Raw genomic sequence first — 13710 nt, 5'->3', positions numbered from 1 at the left:
GCACAGCGGGTGGGCGGAAGCGCGATGGCCGCGCGTCAGCGCTCTCCTTCAGACAAATCGACGGAAGAGCCGCTGCCGCCACGATCGCCTGAGCGAACCGCGTGGCCGGCCGCCGACGCACCGTGCCGAATGGTCTGGGCCCGCTTCATGCGCCGCGCCCAATCTGGCTGCCCATCAGCCGAACTGCTCGCGGGTTGCCCTCCCGTTTGCCCCCCTGCTCCGAACGCGGCCGCTGCGCGACGCAAAGGGCTCATCGCAGCCGAGCTGCCAGCCTCCGCGACACCAGCAAGGCCTCCGCTTCGATAAGCCGCTGATGCTCCGCTTATGATGGCGCCGCCACCGCGCGCGGCGCCTGCAATCGCGCCGCCAGCAAGTCCAACGCCGCCGGCGGCAACACCTGCGCCGGCGGCAACAATACCGCCAGCCGCAAGGCCCGTTCCAATCGCCGCACCGGCGCCGAGCTGCGGTCCGCCAGATACCAGGCCGTTGGCGAGTCCTGGCCCGAAGATGCCCAAGCCCAGCAACGAAAGCGCCGCGAGCACCAGCGTCATCGCGTCCTCGATGGTCGGCTGCGCGCCGCCGAAACCAGAGGTGAACTGGGAGAACAGGGTCGAGCCGATGCCAACGATGACGGCAAGGACCAGGACTTTAATCCCCGAAGATATGACGTTGCCCAAAACCCGCTCCGCCGCAAAGGCGGTCTTGCCAAACAGACCAAATGGAATGAGCACGAAGCCGGCCAGCGTCGTGAGCTTGAACTCGATCAGGGTGACAAAAAGCTGGATCGCCAAAATGAAGAAGGCGAGCAACACTACGACCCAGGCAAACAATAGAACGACGATCTGGACAAAATTCTCGAAGAAGCTGATGTAGCCCATCAGGTTGGAGATCGAATCGAGCAGCGGTCGGCCAGCGTCGAGTCCGACTTGCGCGATCTTTCCCGGCCGCAGGAAGTCCGACGCGGAGAGACTTGCGCCTGATGCTTTCAGCCCAAGGCTGGCAAAGCTCTCGAAAACGACGCGCGCAAGGCTGTTCCAGTTTCCGATGAGGTAGGCAAAGACTCCCACGAAAAGCGTCTTCTTGACGAGGCGCGCGATGATGTCTTCGTCCGGCCCCCAACTCCAGAACAACGCAGCAAGCGTGATGTCGATCGCCGCAAGGGTCGTGGCGAGATATCCGACATCGCTACCCAGCAGCCCGAAGCCGTTATCGATATAGCGCGTGAACGTTTCCAGGAATTGGTCGATGATGCCCGTACCCGTCATGGCCTGTTCGCCTCAGGTGTCGCCGGCTGCGGTTGCGGATAGCCTTGCGGAATCCGGCTCTGGTCCTTTGGAGCGGGCGCTAACCCTGCGGCGGGATCTTCTTGGCCAGGAACCGCGGCATGGGTTTTCTTGCCGAAGAAGCGACGCCGGTTTTCGGCCCACAGCTGCCTGCAATGCAGATAACCTACCGTTTCCTCAGCAGTGACGCTGCGGCAGCGTGCGAGGTCCGAGCTGGTTGCATCTACCGTCTGCTCCGCGTTGTGCGATCGCGGAGCATCTTCTCCACCGCGAAGCTGGATCGTGCAGGCTGTGACGACCAACACGCCGATTGTCGCAAGTAGCGACAGCGCCTTGAATGCCCTTATGTCGTTCATCAGTGGAACATCTGCACATTGGATGATTGATAGCCCTGCCCCGGTGTCAGGAAGCGCCGAAGCTGTTCTCGTCCCTGATCCTGAGCCGCGGCGCGCTGAGCCGCTTCAAGACTCTGCGCCCTGCCCTGCGCCGTCACGACAGCGGTGAGGTCGGCGAGTTGCTGCGCGCTCAGCGCGAGAATCTGATTGCCGGCCTGCGTCGCCTGCAGAGCGCCGCTTGCACCTTGGCTGGACGTTACGAGCGCGGACGTCTGGATACGGTTGGTGTCGAGGTTGCCTACGATGCCCGCCTGGACGCGAAGCGCGTCCTGTGTTGCCGCGTAAGTATTCTGCCACCGGGATTGAGCGTTGGTGACCAACATTTGGCTCGACTGGCTGCCAGTGGCCGGTGCGTAGCTCGCCGAGAACGCACGATCGACCTGCTGGACGTCGTAGGCGATGCGCTGAGCCTGAGCCAGCAGTTGTTGGGTCCGCTGGATCGATGATTGCAGTTGCTGCAGCGACGAATACGGCAGGCTTGCCAAATTCTTTGCCTGGTTGACCAGCATCTGCGCCTCGTTCTGCAACGAGGTAATCTGGTTGTTGATCTGCTGGAGCTCCCGCGCAGCCGTGAGGACATTCTGGACGTAGTTGTTGGGATCAAAGACGATCCACTGTGCTCTCGCAGGCCGCGTGACGCCGAGCATCAGCGCGGCCGTGCCAGCGGCCACCGATAGGCCAAGACGCTTCATAGCGATTCCTCCAGATTCACGAGATTGGGGATCAGATCCGTCGCCCAGCCGACGCCACGGTGCTGGAGCCAGGCCGGCACGAAGCCGTCAGGTCCATGTTCGGCGAGGAGTTGCGCGATGGCAGCCTGGTCTGTCTTGGAAGAGGCCGCGGTAAAGGCGAGCGCAACCTCACCAAGCCCGAGTTCGAACATCCGGTTGCCGCGGCGGGACTGGCAATAGTAGTCGCGCTTCGGCGTTGCCCGGCTTAAGAGCTCGATCTGGCGGTCGTTGAGGCCGAAGCGGCGGTAAATGGCCGTGATCTGCGGCTCGATCGCCCGTTCGTTCGGCAACAATAAGCGCGTTGGGCAGCTTTCGATGATTGCCGGCGCGATTGCGGAGCCGTCGATATCCGACAGCGACTGGGTGGCGAAGATGACGGACGCGTTCTTCTTCCGAAGCGTCTTCAGCCATTCCCGGAGCTGCCCCGCAAAATCCTCGTCATCGAGGGCAAGCCAACCCTCGTCCACAATGAGAAGTGTCGGCCGGCCGTCGAGACGGTCTCCGATCCGATGAAAGAGGTAAGCCAGAACGGCTGGGGCAGCACTCGTTCCGATCAAGCCTTCAGTCTCAAACGCCTGAACCGAAGCTTCGCCAAGGCGCTCGAATTCGGCATCAAGCACGCGTCCGGAGGGACCGCCCAGGCAATAGGGCTGCAGGGCCCTTTTCAGGGAATTGGATTGCAGCAGGACTGACAGGCCCGTGAGGGTGCGTTCCTCCCTCGGCGCCGAGGCGAGAGACGTCAGTGCCGACCACAGATGATGCTTGACCTCAGGGGTGATCCCGACCTTTTCCCGTGCCAGAATTGCGCCGATCCATTCCGTGGCCCATCCGCGCTCAGTGGGATCGTCGATCCAGGCCAAGGGTTGCAGAGCGACGGGGTTTTCGTCCCCGTCAGACAATGCACCGCCGAGATCATGCCAGTCGCCCCCCATGGCGAGCGCGGCCGCCCGGATCGAACCACCGAAGTCGAACGCAAAGACCTGGGAGTTTGGATAACGCCTGAACTGTAGCGCCATCAGAGCGAGAAGGACTGACTTGCCGGCGCCGGTCGGTCCCACCACCAGGGTATGACCGACGTCGCCGACGTGGAGGGAGAAGCGGAACGGCGTTGATCCCTCTGTCTTGCCGAACAACAGAGGCGGACCTTGGAAGTGGAGGTCCCTCGCCTCGCCCGCCCACACGGCCGACATCGGAATCATATGGGCGAGGTTGAGAGTCGAAACCGGAGGCTGCCGCACGTTGGCGTAGACGTGCCCGGGCAGACTGCCGAGCCAGGCTTCGACAGCGTTCACCGTCTCGATCATGCAGGTGAAATCGCGGCCCTGAATGACCTTCTCGACCAGTCGCAGCCTTTCGTCGGCAGCACTGGGATCGCGGTCCCAGACGGTAACGGTCGCCGTGACAAAAGCCTGTCCGATCTGGTCCGACCCCAGTTGCTGCAACGCCGCGTCGGCATCCAGTGCCTTGTTGTGAGCGTCGGTATCGAGCAGCGTCGATGCCTCGTTGGTCATGACCTCCTTGAGGATGGCGCCGATGGATTTTCGCTTCGTAAACCACTGGCGGCGGATCTTGGTCAGCAGCTTGGTGGCGTCGGTCTTGTCGAGCATGATCGCCCGGGTCGACCAACGATACGAGAATGCCAGGCGATTCAGGTCGTCCAGGATTCCCGGGGTCGTGGCACCCGGAAAGCCGACAATCGTCAGGACCCGAAGATTGGCTGAGCCCAACATGGGCTCTAGCCCGCCGGTCAACGGCTGGTCGGCCAACAGCGCATCGATATACATCGGAATTTCAGGCACCCGAACGCGGTGACGCTTGGTCGATATCGTCGAGTGCAGGAAGGTCAGTGTGTCCTGATCATCGAGCCAAGTGCATTCCGGCATGAACCCTTGGACGAGCTGCAGCACGCGGTTGGTTTGATCAACAAACCCGCGCAGCACCTCCCGGGCATCCGCTCCAACGGTGCGGTCGCGACCTTCATAGAGCAATCGCTCCGCCCTGGCGGCTCCCTCCTCCGGCGGTAGATAGAGGAAGGTTAGGAAATAGCTGGACTCATAGTGAGCGCCGGCCTCTTCGAACTGGGCCCTGCGTTCGGCATCGACCAGCGCGGACGCGACATCCGGAAATGTACTCGGCGGATAGACCCCAGCAAAATGACGCTGCGCCTCAACGAATACGGCCCAACCAGATCCCAGACGGCGCAGGGCGTTATTCAAGCGACCCGCGACGGCGACGAGTTCAGCCGGCACTGCGCTATCGAGGTCGGGCCCGCGGAACTTTGCTGTCCGCTGGAACGAGCCGTCCTTGTTCAGGATGATTCCCTCGTCGACGAGGGCTGCCCAGGGCAGGAAGTCGGCGAGACGCGCGCTGGAATGACGATATTCGGCAAGGTTCATCATGACAAAGGGCTCAGGTGTTGAGATGTGCGGGAATGCGTAGATGCCGGCGCACCACATCGACGAAGGCGGGATCGCGCTTGGCGGCCCAGACGGCGGCCATGTGGCCGATGAACCAGAGGACAAGACCCGCGATCCAGAGCCGCAATCCCAGCCCAAGGGCTGCCGCAAGCGTGCCATTGACGATCGCAACCGACCGCGGCGCGCCGCCCATCAGGATGGGCTCAGTGAGGGCGCGGTGAACGGGCACCACAAAGCCTGCCACCTGATCATCCATCAGATCACCACGCCACCGCCGAAGGAGAAGAACGACAGGAAGAAGCTCGAGGCGGCAAACGCGATCGACAAACCGAACACGATCTGGATCAGCCTGCGGAAACCACCTGACGAGTCCCCGAACGCGAGCGTGAGCCCCGTCACGACGATGATGATGACGGCGATGATCTTGGCGACCGGACCTTCAACCGACTGCAGGATCTGATTGAGTGGCTGCTCCCACGGCATGTTCGAGCCAGCCGCCCACGCCGGCACCGACGCCAAAAGGACCGTGCCGCAGGCTAATGAAACGACACCTCGACGGAAGCGAAATTGCACACGCATGTCAGTCTCCTGCTGATGAAAGGTTGTAGTCGCCGGCGGACCCGAGCCCCGAAACGAGGGCGAGCTCAGCGAGGCGACGATCAGCGCTGCGGCCCGCAAGGACAGCGACGAGGTTGATGGTCTCAGCGATCAGGGCACGCGGAACCGTGACGACGGCTTCCTGGATGAGTTGCTCCAGCCGCCGCAGCGCTCCGAGCGCGGTACCCGCATGAATGGTCCCAATGCCACCAGGATGGCCGGTACCCCAGGCCTTGAGCAGATCGAGCGCCTCGGCACCTCGGACTTCACCAATCGGGATGCGATCAGGACGCAGGCGCAGCGAAGACCGAACGAGGTCCGATAGCGTGGCCACGCCATCTTTGGTCCGGAGCGCTACAAGATTGGGCGCTTTGCACTGAAGTTCGCGCGTATCTTCGATCAACACGACCCGATCGGCAGTCTTTGCCACCTCGGCGAGGAGCGCATTTGTGAATGTCGTCTTGCCGGTCGATGTCCCACCGGCGACGAGGATGTTCTTCCGTGCAGCGACCGCGCTCTTCAGGATGCTGGCCTGCTCCGAGGTCATGATCTCCTTGGCGACGTAGTCGTCGAGCGTAAACACGGCGACGGCGGGCTTGCGGATAGCAAAGGCCGGGGCGGCAACGACCGGAGGCAGGAGACCTTCGAAGCGTTCGCCTGTTCCGGGCAGTTCGGCCGAAACCCGTGGCGCGCCGGCATGCACCTCAGCGCCTACGTGATGCGCAACCAGGCGAACGATACGCTCGCCATCCGCAGCCGACAGGGTTGCGCCGGTATCGATCAAACCACCCGACAGCCGGTCGATCCACAGCCGCCCATCCGGGTTGAGCATCACCTCGATGATCGCTTCATCTTCGAGGTAGCCGGCAATCGCCGGGCCAAGTGCGCTGCGTAGCATTCGCGCACCGCGCGAATTCGCTTCCGATTGAATGGAATGGATTGCCACCGTTCGTCCCCACCGAATGAGGACGTCAAACCGGCGTCCTCATATGGGGATTATTAGAAAAGGCACCGATGGACATGGCGCAACAAGCGGCTTCACTGATCGTAGACTGGCGTAGAAAAAGAAAGGCTGAGAACTGATGTTTGATGCCTACTCAACTGTATTGTACTCGGCGAGCTACCGCTCACCACTCCGCATCGTCATTTGCGGGCAGGAGGATGAGCGACTCCTCATACGAGCTTACCGAAACGACAAGGTCGAAGACATCGGCCGGCGTCAAAACCGGAATCGGCCTCATCCGTGAAGCTAGGTATCCGGCCCAAGGCAGCGCGAACCAGAGCAGCGCCGCGATCTGAAGTGCTACGTTGAGGCCGAACGCGACTTGATAGGCTTGGACGGGCCTATGGCCACCATCCTCAGACCATTGCTGCAGGATCAGGCCGGTCCCGAATTGAGCCAAAAAAGCCCAACCGAAGTGCAGGACATTTAGGGCGCCATTGGCGCGACCAGCTAGCTCAGGGGGAAAGTAATCCGCCATCACCGCGAAGCTGGCCACAGTTGCCGTTCCGACAATGGCGACCACGGACCAGGGCACAATGGACGGCAAGGGTGCTCGCAAGATCAAGGCTAACTCAGCTGTGACAAACAGAACGGCTACCATCACCAATATCCTCTCCGCCCCGATTCCCCTCCGTTTGGTGTAATGGACCGTCGTACCGAACAACCAGGCACCGCAGCTCAAGACGATCGACATCGTAAGAAGCTGTCGGACCAGACTTGCGCGATCAAACCCCTCGACGTCTGCCAGCCATGGCGATGCCCACAAACCTTGCAGAGACCAGGCTGACCCAATGCAAGTCGCCGACAACGGTGCGATTCGCCAGAAGCGCCGGTCCCCGAAAATGGAGCCAAGGGTGGCGTGCGCGATTGATGGGACATTGGGTCGTTCAGGCACCACGACATAGATGAGAATGGCTGTCACACCCGTAGCGGCTGCCAGGATCTCAAAGAGCTGCCGCCAGCCTATCCAAGCGAGCAGGTGCTCGACGGGAGCCGTAGCAGTCACCGCTCCTAGCGAGCCCAGCATGACCATATAGCCATTCAGCAAGGCAACTCGCTCGCTGGGGAACCAAAGGATGATGGACTTCAGTCCTGCCGTGAACGCCGCTGCCACGCCAAGCCCGATCATTGCACGGGCGATCAAAAGCGACCGGAAGCTGGTCGATACAGCGAACAGCCCAGCGCCCACTGCGGCGAGCAAGAGCAAAACACTCTGGACGCGCCGCGGGCCAAAGCGGTCCAACAATACGCCGACGGGGATCTGCGCCGCCGCGAAGACTAGGAAATAAACCGACGTCAGCAATCCGACGTCGGCGGTCCCAAGACCGATATCCGCGCTGAGACGACCGGCGATCAAAGCGTTGATCGTTCGAAAAAGATACGAAAGATAGTATCCAGCAGCAAAAGGAAGAAAAACGAACGCGATTCGACGCGATGCTGTTAAGATTTGCATGCTGGCCCCTCTTGCTATCGGCTCGTGTGAGCCGATATCGCGTCCAGCTTTTTGCAAGTTCGGCTAAATTATTGCCGTCGTGGGCTGGCGTAGAAAAAGAAGGTCAGGCGCGATAACGCATCCAGGACACTCGGTCAGGATTCGTCGGCTGATTCCTGGCGGCGGATATCTTCCGGAATCTCGCGGAGAAAGCTTTGCCCTTTTTGCAAGCGACGCCCGAGCGCCTCGACAAATCCTTCAAATCGTTCTCGGCCTTTTGCCTGCGCGGCCGCCTGGGCGTCATTCGGCAACGGTGGCGTGATCGTCAGCCAGAACCGAATGAAGAGAGCCAAGGTCTCCGCCGTCAAACTAACGTCGCGCTCCAGCCTCTGCATCTGACGCGACAGCCGATCAAGACGACGGCTGAACGCGGCCTCCCGCCTGTCCGCGCCGTCCGGTGACAGAAACGAGACAACGGCCGCTTCCACGATCGCCGACCGGGAAAGCTTCTTGCGATCGGCGAGCTCCGATATCTGTTTCAGCAGTTCTGGCGGGAAGTAGACATTCATCCGATCGCGCATATGCCTCAGAGCTCCATACCGTCATTCGGGTCCATGGCGACTTGACGGGCGACACCGCGCATCTGTTGGCGTATGAGCCGGGACTGACGGACCGCATCGTTGTCATCGTCAAGCACAACCGCAAATTCCTCGGCTGGCGTAGGCTCGGTCGTCTCCTTGACCATCGCAACATGATCAGGCAATTCCGGCTCCCGACGAAGGCCGCTGTTCGCCATGTCTTCCTCCGATTCCGCGGTTTTGTCAGTTGGACCTGCCGTGGGCTTCAATGGTCCCAGCGCTGACCATCCGTCCGTTCGCGATGATCGGCCGGCGCTCGCCGGATCGGGCGGCGGCAGAACCCGCTCGGTGAATCGGCGATCCTCGTAGTAGCGGACCTTCTTTGCCCGGATCGGCGGCGTGCCCGCCACCATGACGATCTCGTCCTTCGGCGGAAGCTGCATGACTTCGCCTGGGGTCAGCAGCGGCCTTGCCGTCTCCTGGCGCGAGACCATCAGGTGCCCCAGCCACGGGTTCAACCTGTGACCGGCATAGTTCTTCATCGCCCTCATCTCGGTTGCCGTACCGAGGGCATCGGACACCCGCTTGGCGGTCCGCTCGTCGTTGGTCGCGAAGCTGACGCGGACGTGGCAGTTGTCCAGGATCGCATTGTTGGGCCCGTAGGCCTTTTCGATCTGATTGAGCGACTGTGCGATCAGAAAACTCTTGATTCCGTACCCCGCCATGAAGGCGAGCGCAGACTCGAAGAAATCAAGCCGTCCCAGCGCCGGGAACTCGTCAAGCATCATCAGAACTCGATGCCGGCGGTCACGGGCGTGCAAGTCCTCGGTCAGGCGACGGCCAATCTGGTTCAGCACCAGACGGATCAGCGGCTTGGTCCGCGAGATATCGGACGGCGGCACGACGAGATAAAGCGTCGTGGGGCTGGCATCGGCGATCAGATCGGCGATCCGCCAATCGCAACGGCGTGTCACCTGGGCTACGACAGGATCGCGGTAAAGTCCCAGGAACGACATCGCGGTGGACAGAACGCCGGAGCGCTCGTTCTCGGATTTGTTGAGGAGTTCGCGCGCGGTCGAGGCGACCACGGGATGAGCGCCATGCTCGCCAAGATGCGCGGTGGTCATCATCGCCTTCAGCGTCGCCTCTATCGGACGCTTTGGGTCGGAGAGGAAAGCTGCGACCCCAGCCAGGGTCTTGTCCGCCTCGGCATACAAGACATGGAGAATGGCGCCGACCAGGAGCGAATGACTGGTCTTCTCCCAATGGTTCCGCTTGTCGAGCGAGCCTTCTGGGTCGACCAGAACATCGGCTACGTTCTGGACGTCGCGAACCTCCCATTCGCCGCGCCGGACCTCGAGCAGCGGATTGTAGGCTGAGGACTTGGGGTTGGTCGGGTCAAACAACAGGACGCGGCCATGACGCGAGCGAAAGCCGGCCGTCAGCTGCCAGTTCTCGCCCTTGATGTCGTGGACGATGGCCGAGCCGGGCCAAGCCAGCAGCGAGGGGACGACAAGACCGACACCCTTGCCGGATCGGGTGGGTGCAAAACACAAAACATGCTCTGGTCCGTCATGCCGGAGGTAGTCGCGGTCGAGTTTGCCCAGCACCACACCATCCGGACCGAGAAGTCCCGCCGCTCTCACTTCCTCAGGACCAGCCCAGCGCGCTGACCCATACGTCTCGACGTTCTTGGCTTCACGCGCCCGCCAGACTGACATGCCGATCGCAACCGCGATCGAAACGAAGGTCCCCGACGCCGCAATAAAAGCCCCCTCGACAAAGACCTGAGGTGCATAGGCGTCGTAGACAAACCACCACCAGAAGAAGACGGGCGGGTGGTAGACCTTGAAGCCCGATAGTTCGAACCAGGGCCGCCCAAGCTCAGGCTGCCAAGCGAGCCGCCAGGCCGTCCACTCGGTTGCTCCCCAGATGGCCAACAAAACGATCAGGCCGACAACAATCACCTGTCCCCAGAGGATCTTGGTTCCGGACATCGCGAACGCCCTTCTGCAACTGAATTGAAGAGTTTGCTAAAGACCGAGGTCGCGCTTCCGACCAAAGCCCCACTCGATTCCGCCGCCATCCTTCACAACGCCGGTGACGTGTCGGCCGAGCCTCTTTTCGAGCTCGCGCGACCAGGGCACGAGCTGGAAGCCGAGCCCATTGTCGATCATGGCGAAGCGTCCCGAGGTGAGCGTCAGCCGCTGGCGATACGTGCCCGCCACATGCTCCCCGGAGGCGGCGTTCACGTGAGGCAGGCCGGTGTCGGCCAAGACCTTTGCTGCCACCTCGTCCAGTTCACGTCGGCGCAACGCATTCAGAAGATCGCGCTGCAAGATGATGCGTTGGCCTTCCCGCCGCGCCAGGCCCTCCCGGATCAGATGCTCGGTGCGGGCCTCCATGGCGTCGCGGGTCTCGCGGCCGAATCCACCCATGGCGAGCGGCATGGGATCGCGTTCGACCAGCCGATGGTCGAGCCAGGTTGCTCCTTTAGCAGTGATCTGCTCACCGAGATCGAGATCGGAACGGGTCGCCAGCACCACGGTCGGCCGCGGATCGCCAGCTTGACCGAAGCGTCGCACTTCCACGATTCCGCCGATCGGCGGTGCGTGCTCGAAAGCCTCGAGCCCGCGGAAGCGCACGTGGTGAGCGCGTCCGTCTGTTCCGTCGATCAGGGCGTAAGCCTCGCCGGTCAGTTCGTCATGCAGTCCACGGTCGACCAGTCGTCCGATAATCTGCGAGGTCGGCTGCCCGCCTTCGACGACAAAGTCGGCCACGCCGCGCGCTTCCCCACGCTCGGTAAAGGCGCGGTGCATGGTCTTGATGATGTCGCCGCGCATGCCAAGGTCGCGCAAGCTCCGCTCGGCCTCGAGCCCTACCATCCACTCTCCTGGTGCGGCGGATCCGGCAAGGCCCATCTTCTCCAGGTGTTGAAGGCGACCGACCATCAGGCGCCGGATCTCGGAATCGGACTGGCCGGGATTCTCTGGGCGAAGATCGATAGTGCCGGTCTCATCTGCCGCCAGTCGGATCTCCCGATCGAGCCGCGTCCATCGGTCCGCCGTGATTTCCCTCTCCAGCGAATTGCGGATTTCGTGCTCTGGTTTTGGACCCAGTTCGATGACGACCAGTTCCTCGGCGCGTGAGCGCAGGCCTTGGCTGATGTAGTCACGGGAGATCACGAGATCCACTCCTTCCTCATCTACTCCCCGGACGAGAATGTGGACGTGAGGGTTGTCGGTATTCCAATGATCGATGGCCACCCAATCGAGCCGCGTGCCGAGATCGGTCTCCATCTGCCTGGCGAGGTCGCGGGTGAAGGCCTTCAGGTCAGTCATGTCGCCGGCATCCTCCGGCGAGACGATGAATCGGAAATGATGCCGGTCGTCCTTGCACCGTTCCGCGAAAGCCGCGCTATCGGCGCGATCGCCGCTGGCATCGAACATCTCGGCATGCTCACCGCTCCGGGTCACGCCATCGCGCTTCAGATACGAGAGATGGGCCGTCAGTGGTGCTGAGCGGAAGACGCGCCCTTTGTGGCGAACCACGCGCGCCTTCACCACAACGCGCCGCGTCGGGCTGAACAACCTGGCACGGCTAAAGGACACCCGGCCGCGCCCAAACGTCGAGCGCCCATAGGCCGGCGGACGTTTACCGGCCATGGTCTGCCCCGGCGTGTGTCCGGCTTTCTTTGCCGCGCGCAGCACCCGGTTGATGAAGCTCTTTTGCTTCGGCGCGCGGGTACTGCGGATGCGCCCAGGCCGAATACGCAGATCGCTGTCGCCCACGCTCACGGCAGGGCCTCCCCACAATCAAAATCGCACACGGTGCCGAAAACGCCTTTGATTGCATTGTTCAAAATGCAAGGCGCGGCACGCGCCCCGACCGACCGGCACGCCGGAACCCAAGCCATGTCAATGGCTTGCGGTTCGAGCGGCGAGCCTCTTTTATCTCGCGGTCCTGCCGTCGTGGTCTCCCGGTCGCCGGTTTCCGAAAGAGCCGCCGCGACTTGGCTGCCAACTGGCGAAGCCCCCACTGCTTCCGAGCGCTTGCGATAGCGATCGTTACCCGAAGGGCCGAGACACCCGAAGGGTGGCTCGGTGAGGAGCGAAGCGACGAGTAGAGCGCGGGCCGAAGGCATCGCCCATACGCCATCCGCACGTGCCACTTGCATGGTGGAGCACACGAAGGCTTGCGAACCCGCACGCTTGGTCATTGCGATGCTCCCGAATCGATCGAGGCACGAACACGCCAATTGGCCGAGAGAACCGTGTGCCCGTCCTGCCGTCGTGGTCTCCTGGTCGCCGAAAGAGCCGCCGCGACTTGGCATCCAAGTCGCGAAGCCCCCAATGCTTCCGAGCGCTTGCGATAGCGATCGTTACCCGAAGGGCCGAGACACCCGAAGGGTGGCTCGGTGAGGAGCGAAGCGACGAGTAGAGCGCGGGCCGAGGGCATCGCCCATACGCCATCAGCTTGCGAACCCGCGCACTTGGTCATCGCGATGCTCCCGAATCCGATCGAGGGACGAACATGCCAATAGGCCGAGGGACTATGGGCAATACATCGCCGCCCGAGATTGCGGTCGTGACACCGCTCGGCGGCATGAGCGCCAGCAACCGATCGCGCGTTTTCATGAGATCGGATCGCGTGACGAATAGCGTTGCAGCTGCTGATGACTGTCCACTGGACGCCCACCTCGGCGGCAGTTCGATGGCAAGCAGATCTGCAAGCTTTGCGACGTATGCTCGCGTCTCGCCTGGAAGAGGGCCGCCCGCGAGATGCTCTTCATAGCGAGATGGCCCCGCATTGTACGCGGCAAACACGCCAGGCGAGCCATACCGATCGAGCAGTTCGCGCAAGTACGCCGTACCGGCCAGAATGTTGTCGTGCGAATCGTAGGGGTCATTCCCGAGATTGTAGCGCTCGCGAAGTTTCGCCCAGGTCGCCGGCATGATCTGCATCAGGCCCATTGCGCCTTTGGGCGACTTGGCGTGCACGTCTCCAGCGCTTTCGACGTTAATGACCGAACCGATCCAGTTCACCGGAATTGCAAAACGCTTCGAGGCTTCATCGACGAAAGCTCGAAACGGGTTGCTCGCCTGAACAACCGCTTGAGCTAATGCCGATCCACTCTCGGCTAGAGCGGCACTGTCCGATGCAGCGAAAACAAGCAGCAGCGACACGACAGCCCAAACACGCACGCCAGACCGAGCCAGGCATGCCATCGTGCTCGCGCCCGTCCCGGGTAAAGCTGCTTCGCGCCCGCCATGC

13 protein-coding genes are annotated in these 13710 nt (G+C 62.1%); all 13 read right to left on the bottom strand.

Annotated features, from left to right (window positions below; translation table 11 throughout):
• Nucleotides 1-35 precede the first annotated feature (35 nt).
• Nucleotides 36-1265: a P-type conjugative transfer protein TrbL gene (trbL, locus tag EAV90_RS30900; RefSeq protein ID WP_129145602.1), complete on the bottom strand. Its 1230-nt coding sequence runs from the start codon at nt 1263-1265 to the stop codon at nt 36-38.
• Nucleotides 1262-1639 carry a putative entry exclusion protein TrbK-alt gene (gene trbK-alt, locus EAV90_RS30895; protein ID WP_129145601.1) on the bottom strand — a complete coding sequence of 126 codons (378 nt, stop codon included), beginning with the start codon at nt 1637-1639 and terminating at the stop codon, nt 1262-1264. The genes trbL and trbK-alt overlap by 4 nt, the downstream gene beginning before the upstream one ends.
• Complete coding sequence (gene trbJ, locus EAV90_RS30890; protein ID WP_129145600.1) at nt 1639-2370, bottom strand: P-type conjugative transfer protein TrbJ; 732 nt, start codon at nt 2368-2370, stop codon at nt 1639-1641. Before trbJ ends, trbK-alt begins: the two co-directional genes overlap by 1 nt.
• Nucleotides 2367-4808: a conjugal transfer protein TrbE gene (trbE, locus tag EAV90_RS30885; protein ID WP_129145599.1), complete on the bottom strand. Its 2442-nt coding sequence runs from the start codon at nt 4806-4808 to the stop codon at nt 2367-2369. The genes trbJ and trbE overlap by 4 nt, the downstream gene beginning before the upstream one ends.
• Before the next feature lie 10 nt (nt 4809-4818).
• Nucleotides 4819-5082, bottom strand: coding sequence for a VirB3 family type IV secretion system protein (locus EAV90_RS30880; protein WP_129145598.1), 264 nt, complete (start codon nt 5080-5082; stop codon nt 4819-4821).
• On the bottom strand, nt 5082-5405 hold the full coding sequence (locus tag EAV90_RS30875; protein ID WP_122401270.1) for a TrbC/VirB2 family type IV secretion system protein: 324 nt from the start codon (nt 5403-5405) through the stop codon (nt 5082-5084). Before EAV90_RS30875 ends, EAV90_RS30880 begins: the two co-directional genes overlap by 1 nt.
• 1 nt (nt 5406) lies before the next feature.
• Nucleotides 5407-6321 carry a P-type conjugative transfer ATPase TrbB gene (gene trbB / locus EAV90_RS30870; protein WP_174221554.1) on the bottom strand — a complete coding sequence of 305 codons (915 nt, stop codon included), beginning with the start codon at nt 6319-6321 and terminating at the stop codon, nt 5407-5409.
• A 229-nt stretch (nt 6322-6550) separates the two neighbouring features.
• Nucleotides 6551-7879, bottom strand: coding sequence for an MFS transporter (locus EAV90_RS30865; protein ID WP_129145597.1), 1329 nt, complete (start codon nt 7877-7879; stop codon nt 6551-6553).
• A 134-nt stretch (nt 7880-8013) separates the two neighbouring features.
• Complete coding sequence (locus EAV90_RS30860; protein WP_122401267.1) at nt 8014-8439, bottom strand: ribbon-helix-helix domain-containing protein; 426 nt, start codon at nt 8437-8439, stop codon at nt 8014-8016.
• Nucleotides 8440-8444: 5 nt separating this feature from the next.
• On the bottom strand, nt 8445-10433 hold the full coding sequence (locus tag EAV90_RS30855) for a conjugal transfer protein TraG (protein WP_129145596.1): 1989 nt from the start codon (nt 10431-10433) through the stop codon (nt 8445-8447).
• Nucleotides 10434-10469: 36 nt separating this feature from the next.
• Nucleotides 10470-12233 carry a relaxase/mobilization nuclease domain-containing protein gene (locus tag EAV90_RS30850; RefSeq protein WP_129145595.1) on the bottom strand — a complete coding sequence of 588 codons (1764 nt, stop codon included), beginning with the start codon at nt 12231-12233 and terminating at the stop codon, nt 10470-10472.
• A complete protein-coding gene (locus EAV90_RS30845; RefSeq protein WP_129145594.1) occupies nt 12230-12655 on the bottom strand; it encodes a hypothetical protein in 426 nt (141 codons plus the stop codon). The genes EAV90_RS30850 and EAV90_RS30845 overlap by 4 nt, the downstream gene beginning before the upstream one ends.
• A 277-nt stretch (nt 12656-12932) precedes the next feature.
• On the bottom strand, nt 12933-13622 hold the full coding sequence (locus tag EAV90_RS30840) for a lytic transglycosylase domain-containing protein (RefSeq protein WP_122401265.1): 690 nt from the start codon (nt 13620-13622) through the stop codon (nt 12933-12935).
• Nucleotides 13623-13710 lie beyond the last annotated feature (88 nt).

The organism is Bradyrhizobium vignae (assembly GCF_004114425.1).
Taxonomy (GTDB): Bacteria; Pseudomonadota; Alphaproteobacteria; order Rhizobiales; family Xanthobacteraceae; genus Bradyrhizobium; species Bradyrhizobium vignae.
This window is presented reverse-complemented; position numbering and strand designations above follow the sequence as displayed.

What these genes read in the sequence shown, in the direction of transcription:
- trbK-alt (WP_129145601.1), bottom strand. Translation starts at nt 1,639, where the DNA reads ATGAACGACATAAGGGCATTCAAGGCGCTGTCGCTACTTGCGACAATC.
- EAV90_RS30875 (WP_122401270.1), bottom strand. Translation starts at nt 5,405, where the DNA reads ATGCGTGTGCAATTTCGCTTCCGTCGAGGTGTCGTTTCATTAGCCTGC.
- EAV90_RS30880 (WP_129145598.1), bottom strand. Translation starts at nt 5,082, where the DNA reads ATGGATGATCAGGTGGCAGGCTTTGTGGTGCCCGTTCACCGCGCCCTC.
- EAV90_RS30855 (WP_129145596.1), bottom strand. Translation starts at nt 10,433, where the DNA reads ATGTCCGGAACCAAGATCCTCTGGGGACAGGTGATTGTTGTCGGCCTG.
- EAV90_RS30865 (WP_129145597.1), bottom strand. Translation starts at nt 7,879, where the DNA reads ATGCAAATCTTAACAGCATCGCGTCGAATCGCGTTCGTTTTTCTTCCT.
- EAV90_RS30860 (WP_122401267.1), bottom strand. Translation starts at nt 8,439, where the DNA reads ATGCGCGATCGGATGAATGTCTACTTCCCGCCAGAACTGCTGAAACAG.
- trbL (WP_129145602.1), bottom strand. Translation starts at nt 1,265, where the DNA reads ATGACGGGTACGGGCATCATCGACCAATTCCTGGAAACGTTCACGCGC.
- trbB (WP_174221554.1), bottom strand. Translation starts at nt 6,321, where the DNA reads ATGCTACGCAGCGCACTTGGCCCGGCGATTGCCGGCTACCTCGAAGAT.
- trbJ (WP_129145600.1), bottom strand. Translation starts at nt 2,370, where the DNA reads ATGAAGCGTCTTGGCCTATCGGTGGCCGCTGGCACGGCCGCGCTGATG.
- trbE (WP_129145599.1), bottom strand. Translation starts at nt 4,808, where the DNA reads ATGATGAACCTTGCCGAATATCGTCATTCCAGCGCGCGTCTCGCCGAC.
- EAV90_RS30845 (WP_129145594.1), bottom strand. Translation starts at nt 12,655, where the DNA reads ATGACCAAGCGTGCGGGTTCGCAAGCCTTCGTGTGCTCCACCATGCAA.